This is a genomic window from Roseateles sp. GW821-FHT09G09 (genome assembly GCF_059415965.1).
Genome location: NZ_JBWKOG010000003.1, coordinates 359,517 through 378,627, shown reverse-complemented (window position 1 = coordinate 378,627; position 19,111 = coordinate 359,517). Strand labels below are relative to the sequence as shown.

Here is a 19,111-nt window from a genome sequence, read left to right as displayed (position 1 = left end):
TTAAGTGGATCCTAAGACGGCGGGCACACACTGGTTTGCATGGGTAGCCCTCCCCCGATCCGCCCGATTCCGCGAGCCTTAGCACTCCTCCCGCATGAGTGCTAATATTCACGGCGTCGGGTCGGAGGACCGTCCCGAACCAGGAGCAACGAACACATGTCCAACACCCTTGCATTGAAGGTCCGCGATCCCTGGTCCCTCGTGCCATCGCTCGGGAACCTGGATGCGTACATCACGGCGATCAATCACATTCCGCTGCTGACGCCGGAAGAAGAGAAGGATTACGCCACGCGTCTGAAGACGCATGGCGACGTGGACGCCGCGGGTCGCCTGGTGCTGTCGCACCTGCGGCTGGTGGTGTCGATCTCGCGCCAGTACCTGGGCTACGGGCTGCCGCAGGGCGACCTGATCCAGGAAGGCAACGTGGGCCTGATGAAGGCGGTCAAGCGCTTCGACCCGGAGCAGAACGTCCGTCTGGTCTCGTACGCGATGCACTGGATCAAGGCCGAGATCCACGAGTACATCCTGAAGAACTGGCGCATGGTCAAGGTCGCGACGACCAAGGCGCAGCGCAAGCTGTTCTTCAACCTGCGCTCGAAGAAGCACGCCCTGAAGGAACACGCCGAGAACCAGCAGCGCACCTCGCTGACGGAAGCCGAGATCGCCCTGGTGGCGGAGGAGCTGAACGTCAAGCCCGAGGACGTGGTCGAGATGGAGACGCGGCTCTCCGGCGGCGACGTCGCGCTGGAGCCGCAGACCGACGACGATGGTGAGACCTTCGCGCCGATCGCCTACCTGGCGGACGACACGCAGGAACCCACGCGGGTGATCGAGTCGAAGTCGCGCGACCGACTGGCGAGCGACGGCCTGCAGAAGGCGCTTGACCTGCTCGACGACCGCAGCCGCCGCATCGTCACGGAGCGCTACCTGAACGTCAACGACGACGGCTCGGGCGGCATGACGCTGCACGAACTGGCGGCCGAGTACGACGTCTCCGCGGAACGCATCCGGCAGATCGAAGTTGCCGCGATGAAGAAGATGCGCAAGGCGATGGTGGCGGAAGCCGCTTGAGCACCTGATCGACGCACCATGAACAAGGCCCCGCTCGCGGGGCCTTCGTCTTTATTGGCCGGCGATCAGCGCCTTGATGTCGCCCATCAGCGCCTGCGCCCCCGCCCCATAGCGCGAGAACACCCGCACCCGCCCCTGCGGATCGAACAGGAAGCTCGCCGCCGTGTGGTCCATGGTGTAGCTGTCGGGTGTCTTGCCCGGCACCTTGGCGTAGTAGATCTTGAACTCCTTGGCCGTTTCCTTGAGCTGTTCCGGCGTGCCGCGCAACGCGACGAAGCCGGGGTCGAAACTCTCGAGGTAGGCCTTCAGCAGTTCGGGCTTGTCGCGTTCCGGATCGACCGTGACGAAGACACCCTGGACCTTGTCGCCGTCCGGCCCGAGGGCCTTCTTGACCTGCGCCAGTTCGGCCAACGTGGTCGGGCAGACGTCCGGGCATTGCGTGAAGCCGAAGAACACGACCACGACCTTGCCCTTGAAGTCTTCCAGGGTGCGCGTCTTGCCGTTCTGGTCGGGCAGGCTGAAGCCGCGCGCGTAGGCCGCGCCGGTCAGGTCCACGCCCTGGAAGCTGGCCTTGGGCGCCGAGGAGAAACCCAGCTTGTCGCAGCCCCACAGCAGCGTCGCCGCGCCGAGGGCACAGAGGCTCCCCAAAGCGCCGAGTCCGAGAGAACGTCGCGAGATCATCGACACATCCGATCCGAAAGAAGGTCCCGACATCCGAGGCAGCTCAACTGATCCAGGGACTGACGTAGTGGTCCAGCAGCAGCGCGCCGAAGAGCAGCGACAGATGCAGGAGCGAGAACATGAAGGTCTTGCGCGCGAGCGCTTCCGAATATGCCCGCCACAGCTTGAACGCGTGATGGCAGAACATGAGCCCCAGCACCAGGGCCGCGGCCAGGTAGAGCCAGCCGCTCATGCCCGTCAGGAACGGCAGCAGCGTCGCCGCGAACAGCACCCAGGTGTAGAGGAAGATCTGCAGCCGCGTGAACTCGTTGCCGTGCGTCACCGGCAGCATCGGCAGGCCGGCCTTGCGGTAGTCCTCGCTGCGATACAGCGCCAGCGCCCAGAAGTGCGGCGGCGTCCACAGGAAGATGATCAGGCACATCAGCCAGGCTTCCGAGCCCAGCTCGCCGCGCATCGCCGCCCAGCCCAGCACCGGCGGCATCGCGCCCGACGCGCCGCCGATCACGATGTTCTGCGGCGTCATCGGCTTCAGGACCATCGTGTAGATGATCGCGTAACCGACGAAGGTCGCGAAGGTCAGCCACATCGTCAGCGGGTTCACCAGCACGTACAGGATCGCCGAGCCCAACGCGCACAGCCCGCCCGAGAACAGCAGCGTCTGGTTGCGGCTGAGCTCGCCGCGCGCGGTCGGCCGCCACGCGGTGCGCTTCATCTTGGCGTCGATGTGCTGCTCGATCAGGCAGTTGAACGCCGCCGCCGCGCCCGCCACCAGCCAGATGCCGCCGGTGCCGGCGATCAGGCGCACCCACTCCTGGCCTTGCGGCAGGCCGGGGATCGCCAGCGCCATGCCGATGACCGCGCAGAACACGATCAGTTGCACGACCCGGGGCTTGGTCAGCTGGTAGAACTGCCACCAGCGGGAGGGCATGGCGGCCTGCGTCGCGGAACTCATTTCGAACCCATCGTCAGGATGCCGGCGCGCACGGGCTCCGGCTCAATCACAGTGATTGTCCGGCCGGCACGCAGCCGCGCCAGCACGATCGCACACATCAGCAGCAGCGCCGCGGCGCCGCCGGTATGGGCCAGCGCGGCCAGCAGCGGCCACCCCAGCACCACGTTGGACAAGCCCGAGGCCAACTGCCACGCGGCCACCGCCAGCAGACGGCGCGCCCAGCGACGGGCGTCGAGACCGTCACCGCCGCGATCCCCGTTGCCGCGGCCCTCGCCGCCCGCCTCGGCACCGCCCTGGCGCCACAGCGCCCAGGCCAGCGCCAGCAACGCGGCGAACACGATCATCGCGCCGCCACGATGCGCCAGGTGGATCGCGGTCAGCGCCTCGAACGGCAACCAGCCGCCGTGGGCACCACGACCCAGCTCGCGCCACAGCGTGAAGCCGTGTCCGAAGTCGGTCGGCGGCAGCCATTGTCCCTGGCAGGTCGGGAAGTCCTGGCAGGCCAGCACCGCGTAGTTCGTGCTGACCCAGCCGCCCAGCGCCACCTGCGCGATCGCCAGCACCGTGAAGGCCGCGAACGCGCGTCGCAGGCCCGGGGGCCAGGCCAGCGGTTTCGGCGCATAGGACTCGGCCTGCCAGGCCAGCAGCATCAGCAGCCCGAGCGCCAGCAGCAGGTGCGCCGTCACGATCGCCGGGAACAGCTTCATCGTCACCGTCCAGGCGCCGAAGAACCCCTGCACCAGGATCCAGACCAGCGACAGCGTGGCCCACCACGGCGACGGCGTCGCCTCACCGGTGCGGCGGCCGCGCCACCACACCCACCAGCTCAGCACCGCCAGCACCACCAGCAGGAAACCGACGCCGCCCGCCATGTAGCGATGCAGCATCTCCATCCACGCCTTGCCGTGCGTCACCGGCCCGGTCGGCATCGCCGTCTGGGCGGCGAGGATCTCTGCCTTCGCGCCGATCGGCGAGGCGCTGCCATAGCAGCCCGGCCAGTCCGGGCAGCCCAGGCCGGAATCGGTCAGCCGCGTCAGCGCGCCGATCAGGATCAGGTCGAAGGTCAGGAAGGTCGCGAGCACCGTCAGCGCGCGCAGCCGCTTGGCCGCGGTGTCGCCGCGATGCCGCCACTGCCACCCGACGAGCGGCACCGCGCCGACGAGCGCGGCCATCGCCAGCAGCTCCAGCAGCGGCTCGAAATCGAAACCGATCGCCAATCCGTTCATGCGCGGGCTGTCCTCGTCATCACCGGCCGGGCTTGTCCCAGCCGGCGTTGGCGCGCATCAGGCGCTCCAGGTCTTTCTTCAGCGGCGACGGCTCCGGCGATGCCGGCGAACGCAGCATCCAGCGCCCCATCGGATCGACCAGGAACAGGTGCTCGCCCATGCGACGTCCCGGCGCGGCCATCAGCCAGCCCTCGATCGCGGCGCGCGGCGCGCGCAGCACCGTCGCCGGTGCACCGTGGCCGGTGAGCGCATCGATCTGCGCCGCCGTCAGCGTGACGTCGTCGGGCACCAGCACCAGCTTGTCGAGCTTGTCGCGGTCCTTGCCGAGCATCTCGCGCAATTGGCGTTGCATGAAGAGCATGCGCTCGCAGGCCTCGTCGCACGCGCGGTCCGGCACGTAGGTCAGCAGCCATTGGCCCTTGAGCGATTCGGCCGCCACCGGTGCGCCTTCCAGCGTCGTCAACGCCATCGCCGCGGGCAGATCGCGCGTCGGCGTGATCAGGTCGCTGTAGGCGCGGCCGCGCAGGTCCAGCACGTAGAAGCTGAAGTACGACGCGATCACCGGCGCCGCGCAGACCGCCATCACCAGCCACAGCATCCAACGCGAGCGCCGGGGCGGATCGAGGTCGGGCATCGGCACCGAATGGACGGCCATCGTCACCGGACCGTCCGGCGGCAGCGGCGTGTCGACGGGCGCCGGGGCGGCATCGCGGCCATGGTCGTGCTCGTCACGCATCGCGCTGTTCATCGGGGACCTTGGTGGCACGGGCGGCTCGGCCAGCGCGGTACGGAGCGAGGACTTGGAACCAGACATAAAGACCCAGGATCAGCGCCGCAAGCGCAAACCATTGAAACGCGTACCCGTAATGCTTGTGGACATCGACCGCAGGCGGCGGCCAGTGCCGGTGCAGGCCGTCGGCGGCTTGCGACGCGGGCGCCGCGCCGCCCGACGGCATCATCCGGTCCGGCTCCGTCTGGAGCAGCACCAGCGGCAGCAACCGCAGACCGGTCTCGGCCTGCAAGGCCGCGAGGTCCACATTCTGCCGGATCGTCCCCGTCTCCGCGTCCCGGCCCAGCGCATAGGCCTTGGACACGGAGGCCGCCAGGCGGCCTTCGATCCGCACCTCGCCCGTCGGGGTCGACACCGGCGGCAGCGCCTCGCGCTGCGCCGCGTTGCGCGGCGCCCAGCCGCGCTGCACCAGGATCGCGTCCTGGCGCCCGGCAAGCTTCAGCGGCGTCAGCACGTAGAAGCCGGTGTGGCCGTCCATCACGCGGTTGTCGAGGTAGACCGCGTGCGCCGCGTCCCATTCGCCGGCCACCGCCGCGCGGCGATGTTCGAGCGCCGCCTGCAGCGGCTCGTCCGCGCGCGGCAGCGCGGCCGTCGCGAGCGGCGCTTCCCGGCCGCGTTCGTCGATCGCCCGCTGCATCGCGTTTTTCTGATCGGCCCGATCGAGTTGCCAGCTGCCGAGCGACAGCCCCGCCGCCACGCCGGCGATCGTCGCGATCACCACGACGGCGTGACGCCTTCGGGCCCGGCCCGATGGCCCCGCCGGGGCCGGATGGGAATAATCGTCCGCCATGAAAGTCATCGTCCTCATCGCGTTCATCGGCATCCTGGCCGCGCTCTTCTCGGCCGGCATCCTGATGCTGCGCAAGCAGAAGGGCAAGGCCACCATGGCCCGCGCGCTGGCGGTGCGCGTCGGGCTGTCGGTGGCGCTGTTCCTGTTCATCCTCTTCAGCGCCTGGATGGGATGGATCCACCCCACCGGCCTGCCGATCGGCAAATGATCAAGCGGTGACCGGCAGGCGATCATCGCCTGATCCGGCCCCGTGATCCGATCGTCGACCGGATCGCCACCAAAGGAAAAGCGCCGCATCGAGCGGCGCTTCTTCTTTCAGGGGATCGCGCCGCGTGGCGCGGTCACATCCAGTAGACGATGACGTAGAGGCCCAGCCACACCACGTCCACGAAGTGCCAGTACCAGGCCGCGCCCTCGAAACCGAAGTGGCGGTCCGGCGTGAAGTGCCCCTTCATCAGCCGCAGCGTGATGAACAGCAGCATCAGCATGCCCACGAACACGTGGAAGCCGTGGAAGCCCGTCAGCATGAAGAAGGTCGAGCCGAAGATGCCCGAGTTCAGCTTCAGGTTGAGCTCGTGGTACGCATGGAAGTACTCGTAGCCCTGGAAGCCCAGGAAGGTGATGCCCAGGATCACGGTGATCCACATCCAGAGGATCGTCTTGGCGCGATGGCCGGCGATCAGCGCATGGTGCGCGATGGTCAGCGTGATGCCCGAGGTCAGCAGCAGCGCGGTGTTGATCGTCGGGATCGGCCACGGGCCCATCGTCGCGAACGCGTCCACCGTGCCCGCCGGCGAGGCCGTCGCGCCGGCCGCGACGCTGGGCCACAGGCCGTTGAAGTCCGGCCACAGCAGCGCGTTGTCCAGGCTGCCCAGCGTCGGGATGCTGTAGCCGCGCGACCAGAACAGCGCGCCGAAGAAGGCCGCGAAGAACATCACCTCCGAGAAGATGAACCAGCCCATGCTCCAGCGGAACGACAGGTCGATGCGGTCGCTGTACTGGCCGCTCTCGCTCTCGCGGATCGCGTCGCCGAACCACTGCTTGAGCGTGAACGCCCACCACAGCAGCCCGAACAGCAGCGACCATTTGCCCCAGTCGTGGCCGTTGATCCACTGCCCCGCGCCCAGGATCACCCAGAACAGGCCGAACGCGGCCATCGCCGGATGCCGCGACGGGCCGGGCACGAAGTAATAAGGCGTGTTGCCATGAGTCGTCGTTGCCGACATGCGTTCTTCTCCTCGAACTCGGTTCTCAGTTCATTGCCGCACCGCTGCTCACCACCCAGCGGACCAGCAGGATCAATCCGACCACGAACACCGCCGCGACGATGACGCCGGCGACGATCACGTGCAGCGGATTGAGCTGCGATACATCTTCCTCGTGTCCCGACCCCTTGCGCACGCCGAAGAAGGACCAGGCCACCGCCCGGAACGTCCCCAGCAGCGAACCCTTGCGGCGCATCGCCTGCTTCAGATCCTCGCCCGGCTTCAGGTCATCGGACATCGTCGTTCACACCGTCGTTCACATCGTCGTCTGCGTCGTCGTTCCACACGGCCCGCCGCGCTCAGGCGCCCGGCTGGGCCTTCCCCGTCACGTTCGCCGGAGCGACCGCCTGCGCCTTGCCCTTCCCCGCGACCTCGAAGAAGGTGTACGACAGCGTGATCGTGCGCACGTCCTTCGGGATCTTCGGGTCGATGACGAACACCACCGGCCACTCCTTCTGCTCGCCGGGCTTCAGCGTGTACTCGTTGAAGCAGAAGCACTCGAGCTTGTTGAAGTACGGCGTCGCCTGCTTGGGCGCGTAGCTCGGGATCGCCTGCGCCGACATGGTCCGCGCCTGGATGTTCTGGAAGGTGTACATCACCGTCGTCAGCTCGCCCGGATGGACCGTCAGGTGGCGCTTGGCCGGCTTGAAGTCCCACGGGCCGCGGGCGTTGGCGTCGAACTCGATCGAGATCGTCCGGCTGTAGTCGATCTGCGTGTTCTTCACGTCCTCGGCGCGCACCGCGTGCTGGCGCTCCGACAGCGACAGCACGTTGATGCCCAGCGCCGTGCAGATCGCGCGGTACATCGGCACCAGGGCGTAGCCGAAGCAGGACATGACCGCCACCACGACCAGCAGCTTGCCGGTCATCCGCAGGTTCTCCCGGCGGATCCAGCTGGCGCGCTTGGTCGGTTCGCTCATGACACGCCGAGGAACGCGATCTTGACCACGAAGCCGATCCCGAAGATCGCCGCCACGCTGGCGAGGATGAGGGCCAGGCGCAGGTTGCTCTTGCGTTGCTCGGGCGTCGGCGACATGGATCGTTCCTCTTGTTCCGCTGCGGTGCCGCGGCGCTCAGGCGATGATCTTCGTGGCCGTCACGTCCAGCTTGGGCGGCGTCTCGAAGGTATGGAACGGCGCCGGCGACGGCACTTCCCATTCCAGGCCTTCGGCGGCTTCCCACGGCTTCTGCGGCGCCTTCGCACCCTTGCCGCGCATCATCGGGATGGCCACGGCAAGGAAGAAGTAGACCTGCATCAGACCGAAGCCGAAGGCGCCGATCGAGGCGACCGCGTTGAAGTCGGCGAACTGCATCGGATAGTCGGCGTAGCGTCGCGGCATGCCGGCCAGCCCGAGGAAGTGCATCGGGAAGAAGGTCAGATTGAAGAAGATCAGCGAACCCCAGAAGTGGATCTGGCCGCGCGTCTCCGAATACATGACGCCGCTCCACTTCGGGCCCCAGTAGTAGACGCCGGCGAACAGCGCGTACAGCGAGCCGGCCACCAGCACGTAGTGGAAGTGGGCCACAACGTAGTAGGTGTCCTGGAGCTGGATGTCCACCGGCGCGACCGCGAGGATCAGGCCGGTGAAGCCGCCCATCGTGAACACGAAGATGAAGCCGACGGCCCACAGCATCGGGACCTCGAAGCTCATCGAGCCGCGCCACATCGTCGCCAGCCAGTTGAAGATCTTCACGCCGGTGGGCACCGCGATCAGCATGGTCGCGTACATGAAGAACAGCTGGCCCGTCACCGGCATGCCGGTGGCGAACATGTGGTGCGCCCACACGATGAAGGACAGGATCGCGATCGACGCGGTCGCGTACACCATCGAGGCGTAGCCGAACAGGCGCTTGCGGGCGAAGGCCGGGACGATCTGGCTCACGATGCCGAACGCCGGCAGGATCATGATGTAGACCTCCGGGTGGCCGAAGAACCAGAAGATGTGCTGGTACATCACCGGGTCGCCGCCGCCCGCGGGCGTGAAGAAGCTGGTGCCGAAGTGGCGGTCCGTCAGCGTCATCGTGATCGCGCCGGCCAGCACCGGCATCACCGCGATCAGCAGGTAGGCGGTGATCAGCCAGGTCCACGCGAACATCGGCATCTTCATCAGCGTCATGCCGGGGGCGCGCATGTTGAGGATGGTCACGATGATGTTGATCGAGCCCATGATCGAGGACGCGCCCAGGATGTGCATCGCGAAGATGCCCGCGTCCATCGACGGGCCCATCTGCAGCGTCAGCGGCGCGTAGAGCGTCCAGCCGGCCGCCGGCGCGCCGCCGGGCATGAAGAACGAGCCCACCAGCATCAGCGCCGCCGGGATCATCAGCCAGAAGCTGAAGTTGTTCATCCGCGCGAAGGCCATGTCCCCCGCGCCGATCTGCAGCGGGATCATCCAGTTCGCGAAGCCGACGAAGGCCGGCATGATCGCGCCGAACACCATGATCAGGCCGTGCATCGTCGTGAACTGGTTGAACAGCTCAGGATTGAAGAACTGCAGGCCCGGCTGGAACAGCTCGGCACGGATGCACAGCGCCAGGATGCCGCCGATCATCAGCATCGTGAAGCTGAACAGCAGGTACATCGTGCCGATGTCCTTGTGGTTCGTCGCGAAGACCCAGCGCCGCCAGCCCGTCGGGGCATGGTGGTCGTGGTGATCGTCATGGTCATGGGCATGACCGGTCGGGTGGTCGAGCACTGCACTCATGTCAAATCCTCGGTGGCGGTTCGGGTCACTTGGCGCGTTCGGCCACGACTTCCGACGGCTGCACGATCTGGCCGGTCTTGTTGGACCAGGCGTTCTTCGTATAGGTCACGATGGCGGCGATCTCGCTGTCCTTGAGCACCGTCTTCCAGGCCGGCATCTGGCCCTTGCCGTTCAGCACCAGGTGGAGCTGCTGGGTGTGGTCGTCCGCCTTCACGATCGCCGAGCCGTCCAGCGCCGGGAACTGGCCCGCGCCCTTGCCGTCGGCCTTGTGGCAGACCGCGCAGTTGGCGTCGAACAGCTTCTGGCCGCGGGCCTGCAGCTCGTCCATCGTCCAGACCTTGCTCGGATCGTCCGCCTTGGCGGCGATCTTCTTCTGTTCCTCGCCGACCCAGGCGCTGTAGTCCTTGGCGCTGAGCACCTTGACGTGGATCGGCATGTAGGCGTGCTCCTTGCCGCAGAGCTCGGCGCACTGGCCGTAGAAGTCGCCGACCTGCTCGGCCTTGAACCAGGTGTCGCGGACGTAGCCCGGGATCGCGTCCTGCTTGACGCCGAAGGCCGGCACCATCCAGGCATGGATCACGTCGTCGGCGGTGGTGATGATGCGGATCTTCTTGTCGACCGGCACCACCAGCGGGTTGTCGACCTTGAGCAGGTAGTTGTCCACCTGGCCGGGATGGCCGGAGTCCGACAGCGCGCGCTGCGAGGCGTCCAGCGTCGAGACGAAGCCGATGCCCTCGCCCTCGCCCTTCAGGTAGTCGTAGCCCCACTTCCACTGGTAGCCGGTGGCCTTGATCGTGATGTCGGAGTTGGTGGTGTCCTTCATCGCCACGACGACCTTGGTCGCGGGCAGCGCCATCAGGATGACGATGATGAAGGGCACGATGGTCCACGCGATCTCGACCTTCACGCTTTCATGGAAGTTCGCGGGCACGGCGCCCTTGGACTTCCGATGCTTGAAGATCGAATAGAACATGACCCCGAACACGGCGATGAAAATCGCCAGGCAGAGGATCAGCATCATGTTGTGCAACCACATCTGCTCGTGCGCGATCTTGGTGACCGGCGGGTGCAGATTCAGCTGGTTGACGGCCGGACCTCCGGGGAGGTCGTTGACCGCCAAGGCGACCTGGCTGGCCAGCGCGGCCGTCAGGCCGAACGCGAGCTGGCTGCAGCGGCGCCCCAGTTGCACACAACTGTGTTCAATCGTCATGGTCGTCTCTTTATCCAGTCTTTCTCAAGCTCTTGTCACCCAGGTCTCCTCCAGGCGGCTTTGGTGCTCGAGCCCGCTCGTAGCGCGGGCTCCGGCGCCAGGCGATGGCGGAAACCTACGGGGCCAGCAGACGTACTCCAGTCGGGGGCGGATTCTAGCCCACCCCCCTGGCGCACTATGACTGGGCGCAGCGCGCGAAACCGCCCAGGATTACCCGCAGAATGGTGCGCTCTCGCCCTCTGGCAACGCGGGGCTAGCCGAGCCCGCGAAGGACGGGGGTCAGTGTTTGCCCGCGCCGCGCACCATCGCCCGCATCTGATCCAGCGAGACCTCGGTCGTGGCCGCCACCTTCACCTTCGGTTGAGGCTTGAACGCATGGCCGTAGACCAGTTCGATGCTCAGCGACAGCCGGCCGTCCGCGCCGCGCAGCGATTCGAGCGCGTGCATGAGCCGCTCGCGCCATGCTGTCGTGCGCAGGCCGCGCAGACGGGCGGGCGCCAGGTTGCCGCCGAGGGCGCGCAGATCGCGCAGCAGGTCCTGCGGCGACGCCCACGTGAGGCGCAGGTGCTCCTGGTCCATCACCGGATCGGCGAAGCCCGCATGCACCAGGAGATCGCCGAGGTCGTGCATGTCGACCCAGTCCGGCGCCGGGGGGCCCCAGCCCTCGCGGGCGAAGACCGGGCGCAGCTCGATGAAGCTGTCGGGGCCGAGGCAGGAGAACATGAGGCAGCCCTCGACCGCGAGGCCGGCGTGCCAGCGCTTCACAAGTTCGGGCTTGTCGGCCTCCGCATGCAGTTCCATGTTGGACCACGCCAGTTGCGCGGCCCCGGCGGGCGGCTCGGTGATGAGCTCGGTGGGCGCGCTGCCGCGCAGCTTGTCCACCATCGACTGCATGAAGCCGCGCTTGAGCCGCTGCGCGAGCAGCGCGCGCACCTCGGCGTCGGGTTCGAGCCACAGCTGGGTCGCCTGCGGGTAGTGCTGGCGCAGCCCTTCGTCGCCGCCGCCGATCGACGGGCGGCTCTGCAGCACGGCCGTCGGCTGGAGCCGGATCACCGGCAGCCGGTCCAGCATGCGCGTGGCCACTTCCTGATGCAGCCACGGGGCCTGGTCCGACGCGGCCAGGCGACGGCGCTGCCGCCGCGCCGCGCCCGCATCGATCTGCTGTGTGCTCGGCGGCAAGGCCTCATCTCCAGTCATGGAGCGGGATTGTAGGCGGCCATGCTTGACCTGTTCCGGCGCCGGTCATTGGCGCGATCCTCGATGGCAAGCGGCCTCGCGCGGTTCTGGCCCGGCCAGTGCGCCTTCTGCCGCTGCTGGTGCCGCGGTCCGCTGTGCGAGGACTGCGAGTCCGGGCACCCGGTCGACGCGGGACCGCGTTGCGCGCTCTGCGCCCTGCGGCTGCCAGCCGGCACGCGCGCCACGGACGCGATGCGTTGCGGCCGTTGCGCGTCGCATCCGATGCCGCTGTCGCGTTGCGTAGCGGCGATGGATTACCTGTTCCCCTGGGACCGGCTGCTGCTCGGCCTGAAGTTCGGCGAGCGGCTCCAACACGCGCCGTTGCTCGCGGCGCGGCTGTCCCGGGCACTGGCTTTGGCTCGGACCGAGGCACCCGACCTGATCGTGCCGATCCCGCTGTCCGCCCAACGCCTGCGCGAGCGCGGCTACAACCAGGCGCACGAGATCGCGCGACGCCTCGTGCTGCCGCCGGACGCCGAGCGACAATCCCGGCTTTGCGCGCTGACCCTGATGCGCGTGCGTCACACCGACCAGCAGGCGCAGCTGCCGCTCGACGAGCGCCGCGGCAACCTGCGCGGCGCGTTCGCCGTCGTGAAGCCGGTGCACGGCCTGCGTGTCGCGATCGTCGACGACGTCATGACCAGCGGCGCCACGCTGCATGAGGCTGCGCTGGCCTTGCAGCGCGCGGGCGCCCGCGACGTGCAGGCCTGGGTCGCCGCGCGCACGCCCTGACCCCTGTCGAGAGAGCTTCGCCCCATGTTCAACATCGTGCTGGTCCATCCGGAGATTCCGCCCAACACCGGCAACGTGATCCGGCTCGCGGCCAACACCGGCTGCCGGCTGCATCTGATCGAGCCGCTCGGGTTCTCGATGGAGGACCGGCTGCTGCAGCGCGCCGGGCTCGACTATCACGAGTACGCCCCGGTGCTGCGGCATGCGGACTGGGAGCGCTTCATCGCCGCGGAGCAGGCGGATGCGACGCGCATGTTCGCGTTCACGACGCGCGGCAGTCGGCTGCTGCCGTCGGTGGCGCTCAAGCCCGGCGACTGGCTGGTGTTCGGTTGCGAGACGGCGGGATTGCCAACGGCCTTGCGCGACAGTTTCCCGCTCGAGCAACGCGTGCGCCTGCCGATGCGCGACGGGCAGCGCAGCCTGAACCTCAGCAACGCGGTCGCCGTCGCGGTCTTCGAGGCGTGGCGCCAGAACGGCTACGCCGATGGCGTGTGATCGCCGACGACCCACTACGGCACTTCCACCGCCGCTGGCCCTCACCCCCACCCTCTCCCGCAAGCGGGAGAGGGGGTACGAACGGCGCAGGTTGGCCCCTCTCTTTCGCTTGCGGGAGAGAGGGTGGGAACGGCGCAGGTTTGACCCTTTCTTCCGCTTGCGGGAGAGAGGGTGGGAACGGCGCAGGTTTGACTCCCTCTCCCGCTTGCGGGAGAGGGCGGGGGTGAGGGCCAGCGGCCGTCGCAGGACGCCTACTCGCGTTCGAGTTTGAGCTGACGGATCAACGCGCCCCAGCGCTTGCGTTCGTCGCTCATGAGGCTGTCCAGTCCTTCGGGCGAGGTGCCTGCCGCGCTGAAGTAGAGCGGCAGCAATTCGCGTCGGAAGGCATCGCTGCGGACGATGCGGATGACTTCGTCAGCCACGCGACGCACGATCGTCTCGGGCGTTCCAGCCGGCGCCAGCAACGCCTGCCACGACGTGGCTTCAAAACCGGGATATCCAGATTCGGCGACCGTCGGCAGTTCCGCTAGCGCGCCGAAGCGCCCCGCGCTGGTCACCGCCAGCGCCTTCAGCTTCCCGGCCTTCACCTGCGGCATCGCGATGGCCGGCACCATGAACCCCGCGTGGATCTGTCCGGCGAGCATCGCGTTCACGACCTGCGGGAAGCCGGCATACGGCACGTGCACCAGCTTCAGCCCGGCGCGCGCGATGAACGATTCCATCGCCAGATGCGCGGCACTGCCGATGCCGATGCTGCCGTAGTTCAACGCCCCCGCGCGCTGCTTTGCCAGCGCGACGAACTGCGCCAGCGTGTCAGCGCCGAGCGACGGCGGCACAACGAGCACATTCGGCGAACTCGCGATGAAGCTGACCGCGCGCAGGTCGCGCTGCGGGTCGTAAGGCAACGCCTTCGCCAACAGCGGCGCGGTGATCAACGGCCCCTGGATCGTGAACAGCAGCGTGTGTCCGTCAGGCGCGGACTTGGCGACCGCGCCGGTGCCGATGTTGCCGCCGGCGCCCGGCTTGTTGTCGACGACGATCGTCTGGCCGAGCGCCTGCGACAGCGGCTCTGCGAGATAACGCGCGATCAGGTCCGGCGAACTCCCGCCCGGGAACGGCACGACGAGGCGGATCGGCCGCGACGGCCACGATGTCGCGGCGCGCCCGGACAACGGCCACGCGCCCAGTGCAGTCGTGGCTGCCGTGGCCGTGGCCGTGGCCGCGGCCATCCATCCACGGCGATTCACCACTCGGACTTGGCCTGGCGCCCCATCAGCGCGTCCAGGGCTTCATGCGTGGTCATGCGCCCCTCCAGGACCTCGACCACCGCGGCGGTGATCGGCATGTCGACGCCGGCACGCTTAGCGCGCGCCAGCACGGTTGGCGCGCTGTAGACGCCTTCCGCGACATGCCCCAGCTTCACGAGGATGCCGGGCAGGTCCAGGCCCTCGGCGAGCAGCAGGCCGACGCGGCGGTTGCGCGACAAGTCTCCGGTGGCCGTGAGCACGAGATCCCCCAGACCCGCGAGCCCGAGCAGGGTTTCCTGCTGCGCGCCCAGCGCGAGCGCGAGCCGCTGCATCTCCGCCAGCCCGCGCGTGATCAGCGCGGCGCGGGCGTTGAGGCCGGGGCCTTTGACGCCCTTCGCCTCGGCGACGAGCCGCAAGCCATCGGCGATGCCGACGGCGATCGCCATCACGTTCTTCACCGCGCCACCGACTTCAACACCGACCGGATCGGCCGACGAGTACACGCGCAGGCGCTCGCTGTGGAAGGCGGACACACCCAGCTGCGCGAGCGCGGCGTCGCCCGAGGCGGACACGAGCGCTGTGGGCTGACCGGCCGCCACCTCCTGCGCGAAGCTCGGCCCCGACAGGATGCCTGTGGCCAGTTGCGGCGCCACCTCTCGGGCGATCTCGTGGCCCAGCAGGCCGGTACCGGCCTCGAATCCCTTGCACAGCCATTGCGCCCGCGCTCCCACCGGGAGGCGCGCCAGCATGCCGCGCAGGCCCGACATCGGCGTCGCGATGACGATCAAGCCGTCGCGGCCATGCGCGAGCGCGCCGTCGAGGTCATCGGTCAGCCCCAGGTCCACCGGCAGCGGCGAATCCGGCAGGTAGCGGACGTTGCGCCGGTCCGCGCGCATCGCGGCGATCGCGGCGGCGTCGCGCGCCCACAGCGTCACCTCGTGGCGCGCGCTCGCGGCGATGGCCAGCGCCGTGCCCCAGGCACCGGCGCCGAGCACGCTGATCTTCATGCGCGGAGCAGTCATGGTCGGTTCGGAGGATCGATGAAAGGACGCTCGCAATGAAACACGCCGGCCGGCGGACAGATCCGCGAGGCCGGCGCGCTCATGGGCCGAGGCTCAGTTCGGAACGGCTTCGCCGCCCTGGCCGTTGGCGGCCATCTGCGCCTGCTGGGCTTCGAACATCGCCTGGAAGTTCACTTCCGTCAGCACCACCGGCGGGAAGCCGGCGCGGGTGCAGACGTCGGAGACGATCGCGCGCAGATACGGGTAGATCATCTGCGGGCAGACGATCGCCAGGATGCCTTCGAGCTGGTCCTGCGGCAGGTTGCGGATCTCGAAGATGCCGGCCTGCTTGGCTTCGATCAGGAACAGGGTCTTGTCCTGCACCGTCGTCGTGACGGTGGCGGTGACGCTGACTTCGAACAGGCCTTCGGCGACCGGTTCGGCGGCCAGCGAGAGCTTGATGTCGACCTGCGGCTGAGCCTGCTCCAGCAGGATCGCCGGGGCGTTGGGCTGCTCCAGCGACAGGTCCTTCAGGTACATGCGCTGGATCTGGAACACGGGAGCGTTGTTGTCGTCGGCCATGGGGTCATCCAAATGAAAAAGCCCGCCAGCGGCGAGCCGTGGCGGGCATTATGACCGAGCGTTCGCGACAGTCCGGTGAGGGGTTTCCGGAGATCGGCGACGACTTCGGGTGGGACGGCTTCAGGCCTGCAACAACGGTTGCAGTCCGCCGCGCTGGTCCAGCGCGATCAGGTCGTCGCAGCCGCCGACGTGGGTCTCGCCGATGAAGATCTGCGGCACCGTGCGGCGACCGGTCTGCTGGATCATCGCGTCGCGCTGCGACGGATCCAGGTCCACGCGCACTTCCTCGATCTGGCTCACCCCGCGCTGCTTGAGCAGGTGCTTCGCCCGCACGCAGTACGGGCAGACCAGGGTCGTATACATCTTCACGGCGGCCATCGCCAGTTCTCCAAGAATCGTGTCGGACGTCCCTCTTCCGGCAATCCGAATGCCGGCACGGGCGCCAGGGCGGTCAGGCCGCGGACGTCTCGACAGGCAAACTCGCCTCGCGCCAGGCGGTCAGACCCCCCTGGACAGCGACCGCGTTCGCGTAGCCCTGTTTCTGAAGGATGCCAGCAGCGCGCTGCGCGCGTGCGCCGGTCTTGCACATCAGCACCACCGGCAGGGCCTTGTTGCTGGGCAGTTGCTTGGCCGGGAGGTCCGTGCCAGTCAGGCTGGACAGCGGCACGTTGCGCGCACCCTTGGCGTGGGCGGCGGCAAACTCCTCCAGCTCGCTCACGTCGACCAGCACACCCTTCTCGCGGTTGACCAGACGCACCGCCTCGGCCGTCGGTACGCCGCCCGCCTTGCCACGCATCGACGTCCACAGCAGCAGACCGCCCGACACCAGGGCCGACAGCACGAGATACCAGTTTTCAATCAGGAACTTCAAGGCAGGGCCCGTTCGGTTGGATGCAAAAGCCGAGGATTATAGGAAGGCGTCTTGGGATCCTCTGGGACCGCTCGCCGGCGCAAGCCGGGGCGGGGCCTTCGGTCAGGGCGTGCGTCAGTTCAGCTTGAAGGTCGAGACGGCGGACTGCAGCGTGCGGGCCTGCTGTTCGAGGCTGTTGGCGGCAGCGGCGGCCTCTTCGACCAGCGCGGCGTTCTGCTGCGTCATCTGGTCGAGCTGGACCACCGATTCGTTGACGTGGCCTATGCCCTGGCTCTGCTCGACGGAGGCCGCGGTGATCTCGCTGATGATGTCGGAGACACGCTGCACGCTGGCCACGATCTCCTCCATCGTCGCGCCGGCATCCTGCACCAGGCGCGAACCGGCTTCGACCCGGGTGACGCTCGCGCCGATCAGCGTCTTGATCTCCTTGGCCGCCTCGGCGCTGCGTTGGGCCAGCGAACGGACCTCGCTCGCGACCACGGCGAAGCCGCGGCCCTGTTCGCCCGCGCGGGCCGCTTCGACCGCCGCGTTCAGCGCCAGGATGTTGGTCTGGAACGCGATGCCGTCGATGGTGCCGATGATGTCGCCGATCTTGCGCGAGCTCGCGCTGATGTCGTCCATCGTCGAGACGACCTGACCCACGACCTCGCCGCCCTTCTTCGCGACGGCCGCCGCGCTGCCGGCCAACTGGTTCGCCTGGCTGGCCGCGTCGGCGCTCTGGCGCACGGTCTCGGTCAGCTGCTGCATGTTGGACGCGGTCTGCTCCAGCGAGCCCGCCTGCTTCTCGGTCCGCACCGACAGGTCCTGATTGCCCGCGGCGATCTCGCGGGACGCCAGCGTCATCGAATCGGTGCCGCTGCGCACATTGCCGACGATGGCCGACAGGCCCTGCGACATGTCCCGCACGGCCGCCAGCAGGCTGGCCTCGGCACCGGGCGCCACGTGGATGGTCTGCGACAGGTCGCCCTCGGCCATCTGGCGCATCACGTCGCGGGCGTACTCGGGCTCGCCGCCGAGCTGGCGCCACACGCTGGTGATCAGCAGCCACGAGCCGGCGCCCAGGCACACGACGACGATCAGTCCGCTCAGCACCGTCGCCCACAGGCCCGAGCCAACGCCCTTCTCGGCGCTGGACAGCGTCGCGTCGAAGGTCGTCTTCGCATCGGCGCGCGCGTCGCCCAGCGTCTGCTCCAGCGCCTTCTGCGCAGCCTGCATCTTGGGAATGGAACCCGCCTGGTCGCCCTGCTTGATGCCCAGGAACAGCTGCGCGGTCTCGACCGACGCGGCGTAGTAGGCCTCGAAGCCGGTCTCCAGCTTCGCGCCGGCATCGGCGCGGCCCGGGATCGCCTTGATCGACGCGATCACCTTGCGCATGGCGGTCGCACGCTCGGCGGCTTCGTCCAGGCGCTTCTTTTCGCCCTCGGCGACGGCGGACTGGATCGTCCCGCCCAAGGCCTCGAGCTGCGCGGCCACCTGGTTGGTGGCCACGAGGTACGGATAGTCGACCTCGCCCAGTGCCTGGATCGCGCCCGAGGTCCGCGACGAAAAGAACAGCACCACCGCGATGCCCACCGCGAAAACGATCGCCGCCAGCACGGGCAGCATCGCGATACGGGTCTTCAAGTTCATGCCTGACTCCAATTCATCCTTGTCCCAACGATCCCCAACGATCCCCAACGACGTCGGCCCTGTCGCCGACGTCGGCGGCGCCCCGTTTCCCGGCGCGGCGCCTGGCACTCGCCACCGGCCCGTCTGCGCGGACTCGGCGGCGGGTGCGGGAGCGGCATTCGCCGCTCCGTTGCCGGCGTCAATCGACGCTGAGCACCACCTTCACCGAGCCGTCGACGGCCGACTTCTCGATGTAGCCGATGGCATCGGCATTCGCGGCGACGAACTTCTTCACGTCGGCGGCGCTGCCCAGTTCCTTGGGCGGCGTGCCCTTGCCCGAGAACACCAGGCGCGACCACGCGGCCTTGACCTGGGCGGACGACTTGCCGGTGGCCTTCGAATAGAACTGCTCACGCGCCGCGGCGCTGTCGGGCAGGTCCACCGCCTGCGCGGCGCTGCCGTTGGGCAACTGGTTGGACTTGCCCAGGAAGATGCTCGCGACCTGGTCCGCGGTCATGCTGGCGACGGGGCTCTTCGGATTGACCACGACCGCGACTTGCGCCTGCGCGGCCACGGCGGCGGCGAACAACGCCGCCCCGATCACGGGCTTGATGATGTTGAACTGCATGGGGGCCTCTTCTTCTGATGC

At 68.2% G+C, this 19,111-nt stretch carries 23 protein-coding genes; 4 read left to right on the top strand and 19 right to left on the bottom strand.

Translation table 11 applies throughout. From position 1 onward, the window contains the following. The first annotated feature begins 156 nt into the window (after nucleotides 1–156). On the top strand, nucleotides 157–1,071 hold the full coding sequence (gene rpoH / locus AC07O8_RS10170) for an RNA polymerase sigma factor RpoH (RefSeq protein WP_495047888.1): 915 nt from the start codon (nucleotides 157–159) through the stop codon (nucleotides 1,069–1,071). 51 nt (nucleotides 1,072–1,122) lie between these two features. Here the strand turns inward: rpoH and AC07O8_RS10165 are convergent, their stop codons facing one another. From AC07O8_RS10165 to AC07O8_RS10145, 5 genes are read right to left on the bottom strand one after another with little or no spacing between them, the layout of a single operon-like run. Next, nucleotides 1,123–1,752 (bottom strand): SCO family protein, encoded by a 630-nt coding sequence (locus AC07O8_RS10165; RefSeq protein WP_495047887.1) that lies wholly within the window; start codon nucleotides 1,750–1,752, stop codon nucleotides 1,123–1,125. A gap of 43 nt (nucleotides 1,753–1,795) precedes the next feature. Then, on the bottom strand, nucleotides 1,796–2,704 hold the full coding sequence (gene cyoE / locus AC07O8_RS10160) for a heme o synthase (RefSeq protein WP_495047886.1): 909 nt from the start codon (nucleotides 2,702–2,704) through the stop codon (nucleotides 1,796–1,798). Continuing rightward, nucleotides 2,701–3,930, bottom strand: a complete 1,230-nt coding sequence (locus AC07O8_RS10155; RefSeq protein WP_495047885.1) for a COX15/CtaA family protein — start codon at nucleotides 3,928–3,930, stop codon at nucleotides 2,701–2,703. Before AC07O8_RS10155 ends, cyoE begins: the two co-directional genes overlap by 4 nt. A 19-nt stretch (nucleotides 3,931–3,949) precedes the next feature. Then, nucleotides 3,950–4,678, bottom strand: a complete 729-nt coding sequence (locus AC07O8_RS10150; protein WP_495047884.1) for an SCO family protein — start codon at nucleotides 4,676–4,678, stop codon at nucleotides 3,950–3,952. Beyond that, complete coding sequence (locus AC07O8_RS10145; RefSeq protein ID WP_495047883.1) at nucleotides 4,659–5,510, bottom strand: SURF1 family protein; 852 nt, start codon at nucleotides 5,508–5,510, stop codon at nucleotides 4,659–4,661. Before AC07O8_RS10145 ends, AC07O8_RS10150 begins: the two co-directional genes overlap by 20 nt. Here AC07O8_RS10145 and AC07O8_RS10140 point away from each other — a divergent pair. After that, nucleotides 5,509–5,718, top strand: coding sequence for a DUF2909 domain-containing protein (locus AC07O8_RS10140; protein ID WP_297529916.1), 210 nt, complete (start codon nucleotides 5,509–5,511; stop codon nucleotides 5,716–5,718). The two genes, AC07O8_RS10145 and AC07O8_RS10140, sit on opposite strands and share 2 nt — an antisense overlap. A gap of 133 nt (nucleotides 5,719–5,851) precedes the next feature. On the opposite strand, the gene AC07O8_RS10135 is transcribed toward AC07O8_RS10140, so the two are convergent. The 7 genes from AC07O8_RS10135 to AC07O8_RS10105 form a co-directional block, all read right to left on the bottom strand. Beyond that, on the bottom strand, nucleotides 5,852–6,736 hold the full coding sequence (locus AC07O8_RS10135; RefSeq protein ID WP_495047882.1) for a cytochrome c oxidase subunit 3: 885 nt from the start codon (nucleotides 6,734–6,736) through the stop codon (nucleotides 5,852–5,854). 25 nt (nucleotides 6,737–6,761) lie between these two features. Next, complete coding sequence (locus tag AC07O8_RS10130; protein WP_495047881.1) at nucleotides 6,762–7,013, bottom strand: DUF2970 domain-containing protein; 252 nt, start codon at nucleotides 7,011–7,013, stop codon at nucleotides 6,762–6,764. A 61-nt stretch (nucleotides 7,014–7,074) separates the two neighbouring features. Then, on the bottom strand, nucleotides 7,075–7,695 hold the full coding sequence (locus AC07O8_RS10125) for a cytochrome c oxidase assembly protein (protein ID WP_495047880.1): 621 nt from the start codon (nucleotides 7,693–7,695) through the stop codon (nucleotides 7,075–7,077). Continuing rightward, complete coding sequence (locus tag AC07O8_RS10120) at nucleotides 7,692–7,811, bottom strand: cytochrome oxidase small assembly protein (protein ID WP_297529912.1); 120 nt, start codon at nucleotides 7,809–7,811, stop codon at nucleotides 7,692–7,694. Before AC07O8_RS10120 ends, AC07O8_RS10125 begins: the two co-directional genes overlap by 4 nt. 37 nt (nucleotides 7,812–7,848) lie before the next feature. Next, nucleotides 7,849–9,480: a cytochrome c oxidase subunit I gene (gene ctaD / locus AC07O8_RS10115; RefSeq protein WP_495047879.1), complete on the bottom strand. Its 1,632-nt coding sequence runs from the start codon at nucleotides 9,478–9,480 to the stop codon at nucleotides 7,849–7,851. A 25-nt stretch (nucleotides 9,481–9,505) separates the two neighbouring features. Further along, complete coding sequence (gene coxB, locus AC07O8_RS10110; protein ID WP_495047878.1) at nucleotides 9,506–10,690, bottom strand: cytochrome c oxidase subunit II; 1,185 nt, start codon at nucleotides 10,688–10,690, stop codon at nucleotides 9,506–9,508. A 279-nt stretch (nucleotides 10,691–10,969) separates the two neighbouring features. Further along, nucleotides 10,970–11,887, bottom strand: a complete 918-nt coding sequence (locus AC07O8_RS10105; RefSeq protein WP_495047877.1) for a biotin synthase — start codon at nucleotides 11,885–11,887, stop codon at nucleotides 10,970–10,972. Nucleotides 11,888–11,950: 63 nt separating this feature from the next. Here AC07O8_RS10105 and AC07O8_RS10100 point away from each other — a divergent pair, with 63 nt between their 5' ends. Together AC07O8_RS10100 and trmL are read left to right on the top strand one after the other, a co-directional pair. Beyond that, the gene (locus AC07O8_RS10100) at nucleotides 11,951–12,658 is read left to right on the top strand and encodes a ComF family protein (RefSeq protein WP_495047876.1); all 708 of its coding nucleotides are present in this window, start codon (nucleotides 11,951–11,953) and stop codon (nucleotides 12,656–12,658) included. A gap of 24 nt (nucleotides 12,659–12,682) precedes the next feature. Next, a complete protein-coding gene (trmL, locus tag AC07O8_RS10095) occupies nucleotides 12,683–13,153 on the top strand; it encodes a tRNA (uridine(34)/cytosine(34)/5-carboxymethylaminomethyluridine(34)-2'-O)-methyltransferase TrmL (RefSeq protein ID WP_495047875.1) in 471 nt (156 codons plus the stop codon). Nucleotides 13,154–13,404: 251 nt separating this feature from the next. On the opposite strand, the gene AC07O8_RS10090 is transcribed toward trmL, so the two are convergent. The 7 genes from AC07O8_RS10090 to AC07O8_RS10060 all read right to left on the bottom strand — a co-directional run bounded on the left by AC07O8_RS10090 (nucleotide 13,405) and on the right by AC07O8_RS10060 (nucleotide 19,090). Next, nucleotides 13,405–14,382 (bottom strand): Bug family tripartite tricarboxylate transporter substrate binding protein, encoded by a 978-nt coding sequence (locus AC07O8_RS10090; protein WP_495048132.1) that lies wholly within the window; start codon nucleotides 14,380–14,382, stop codon nucleotides 13,405–13,407. A gap of 14 nt (nucleotides 14,383–14,396) precedes the next feature. Continuing rightward, nucleotides 14,397–15,407: an NAD(P)H-dependent glycerol-3-phosphate dehydrogenase gene (locus AC07O8_RS10085; RefSeq protein ID WP_495048131.1), complete on the bottom strand. Its 1,011-nt coding sequence runs from the start codon at nucleotides 15,405–15,407 to the stop codon at nucleotides 14,397–14,399. 108 nt (nucleotides 15,408–15,515) lie between these two features. Then, a complete protein-coding gene (gene secB / locus AC07O8_RS10080) occupies nucleotides 15,516–15,983 on the bottom strand; it encodes a protein-export chaperone SecB (RefSeq protein WP_297529905.1) in 468 nt (155 codons plus the stop codon). A gap of 120 nt (nucleotides 15,984–16,103) precedes the next feature. Beyond that, nucleotides 16,104–16,361: a glutaredoxin 3 gene (gene grxC / locus AC07O8_RS10075; RefSeq protein ID WP_297529904.1), complete on the bottom strand. Its 258-nt coding sequence runs from the start codon at nucleotides 16,359–16,361 to the stop codon at nucleotides 16,104–16,106. A 73-nt stretch (nucleotides 16,362–16,434) separates the two neighbouring features. Beyond that, nucleotides 16,435–16,854 (bottom strand): rhodanese-like domain-containing protein, encoded by a 420-nt coding sequence (locus tag AC07O8_RS10070; protein WP_495047874.1) that lies wholly within the window; start codon nucleotides 16,852–16,854, stop codon nucleotides 16,435–16,437. Between the two features lie 114 nt (nucleotides 16,855–16,968). Then, nucleotides 16,969–18,483, bottom strand: a complete 1,515-nt coding sequence (locus AC07O8_RS10065) for a methyl-accepting chemotaxis protein (protein ID WP_495047873.1) — start codon at nucleotides 18,481–18,483, stop codon at nucleotides 16,969–16,971. A 178-nt stretch (nucleotides 18,484–18,661) separates the two neighbouring features. Beyond that, nucleotides 18,662–19,090: a type 2 periplasmic-binding domain-containing protein gene (locus AC07O8_RS10060; RefSeq protein ID WP_495047872.1), complete on the bottom strand. Its 429-nt coding sequence runs from the start codon at nucleotides 19,088–19,090 to the stop codon at nucleotides 18,662–18,664. Between the last annotated feature and the right edge of the window lie 21 nt (nucleotides 19,091–19,111).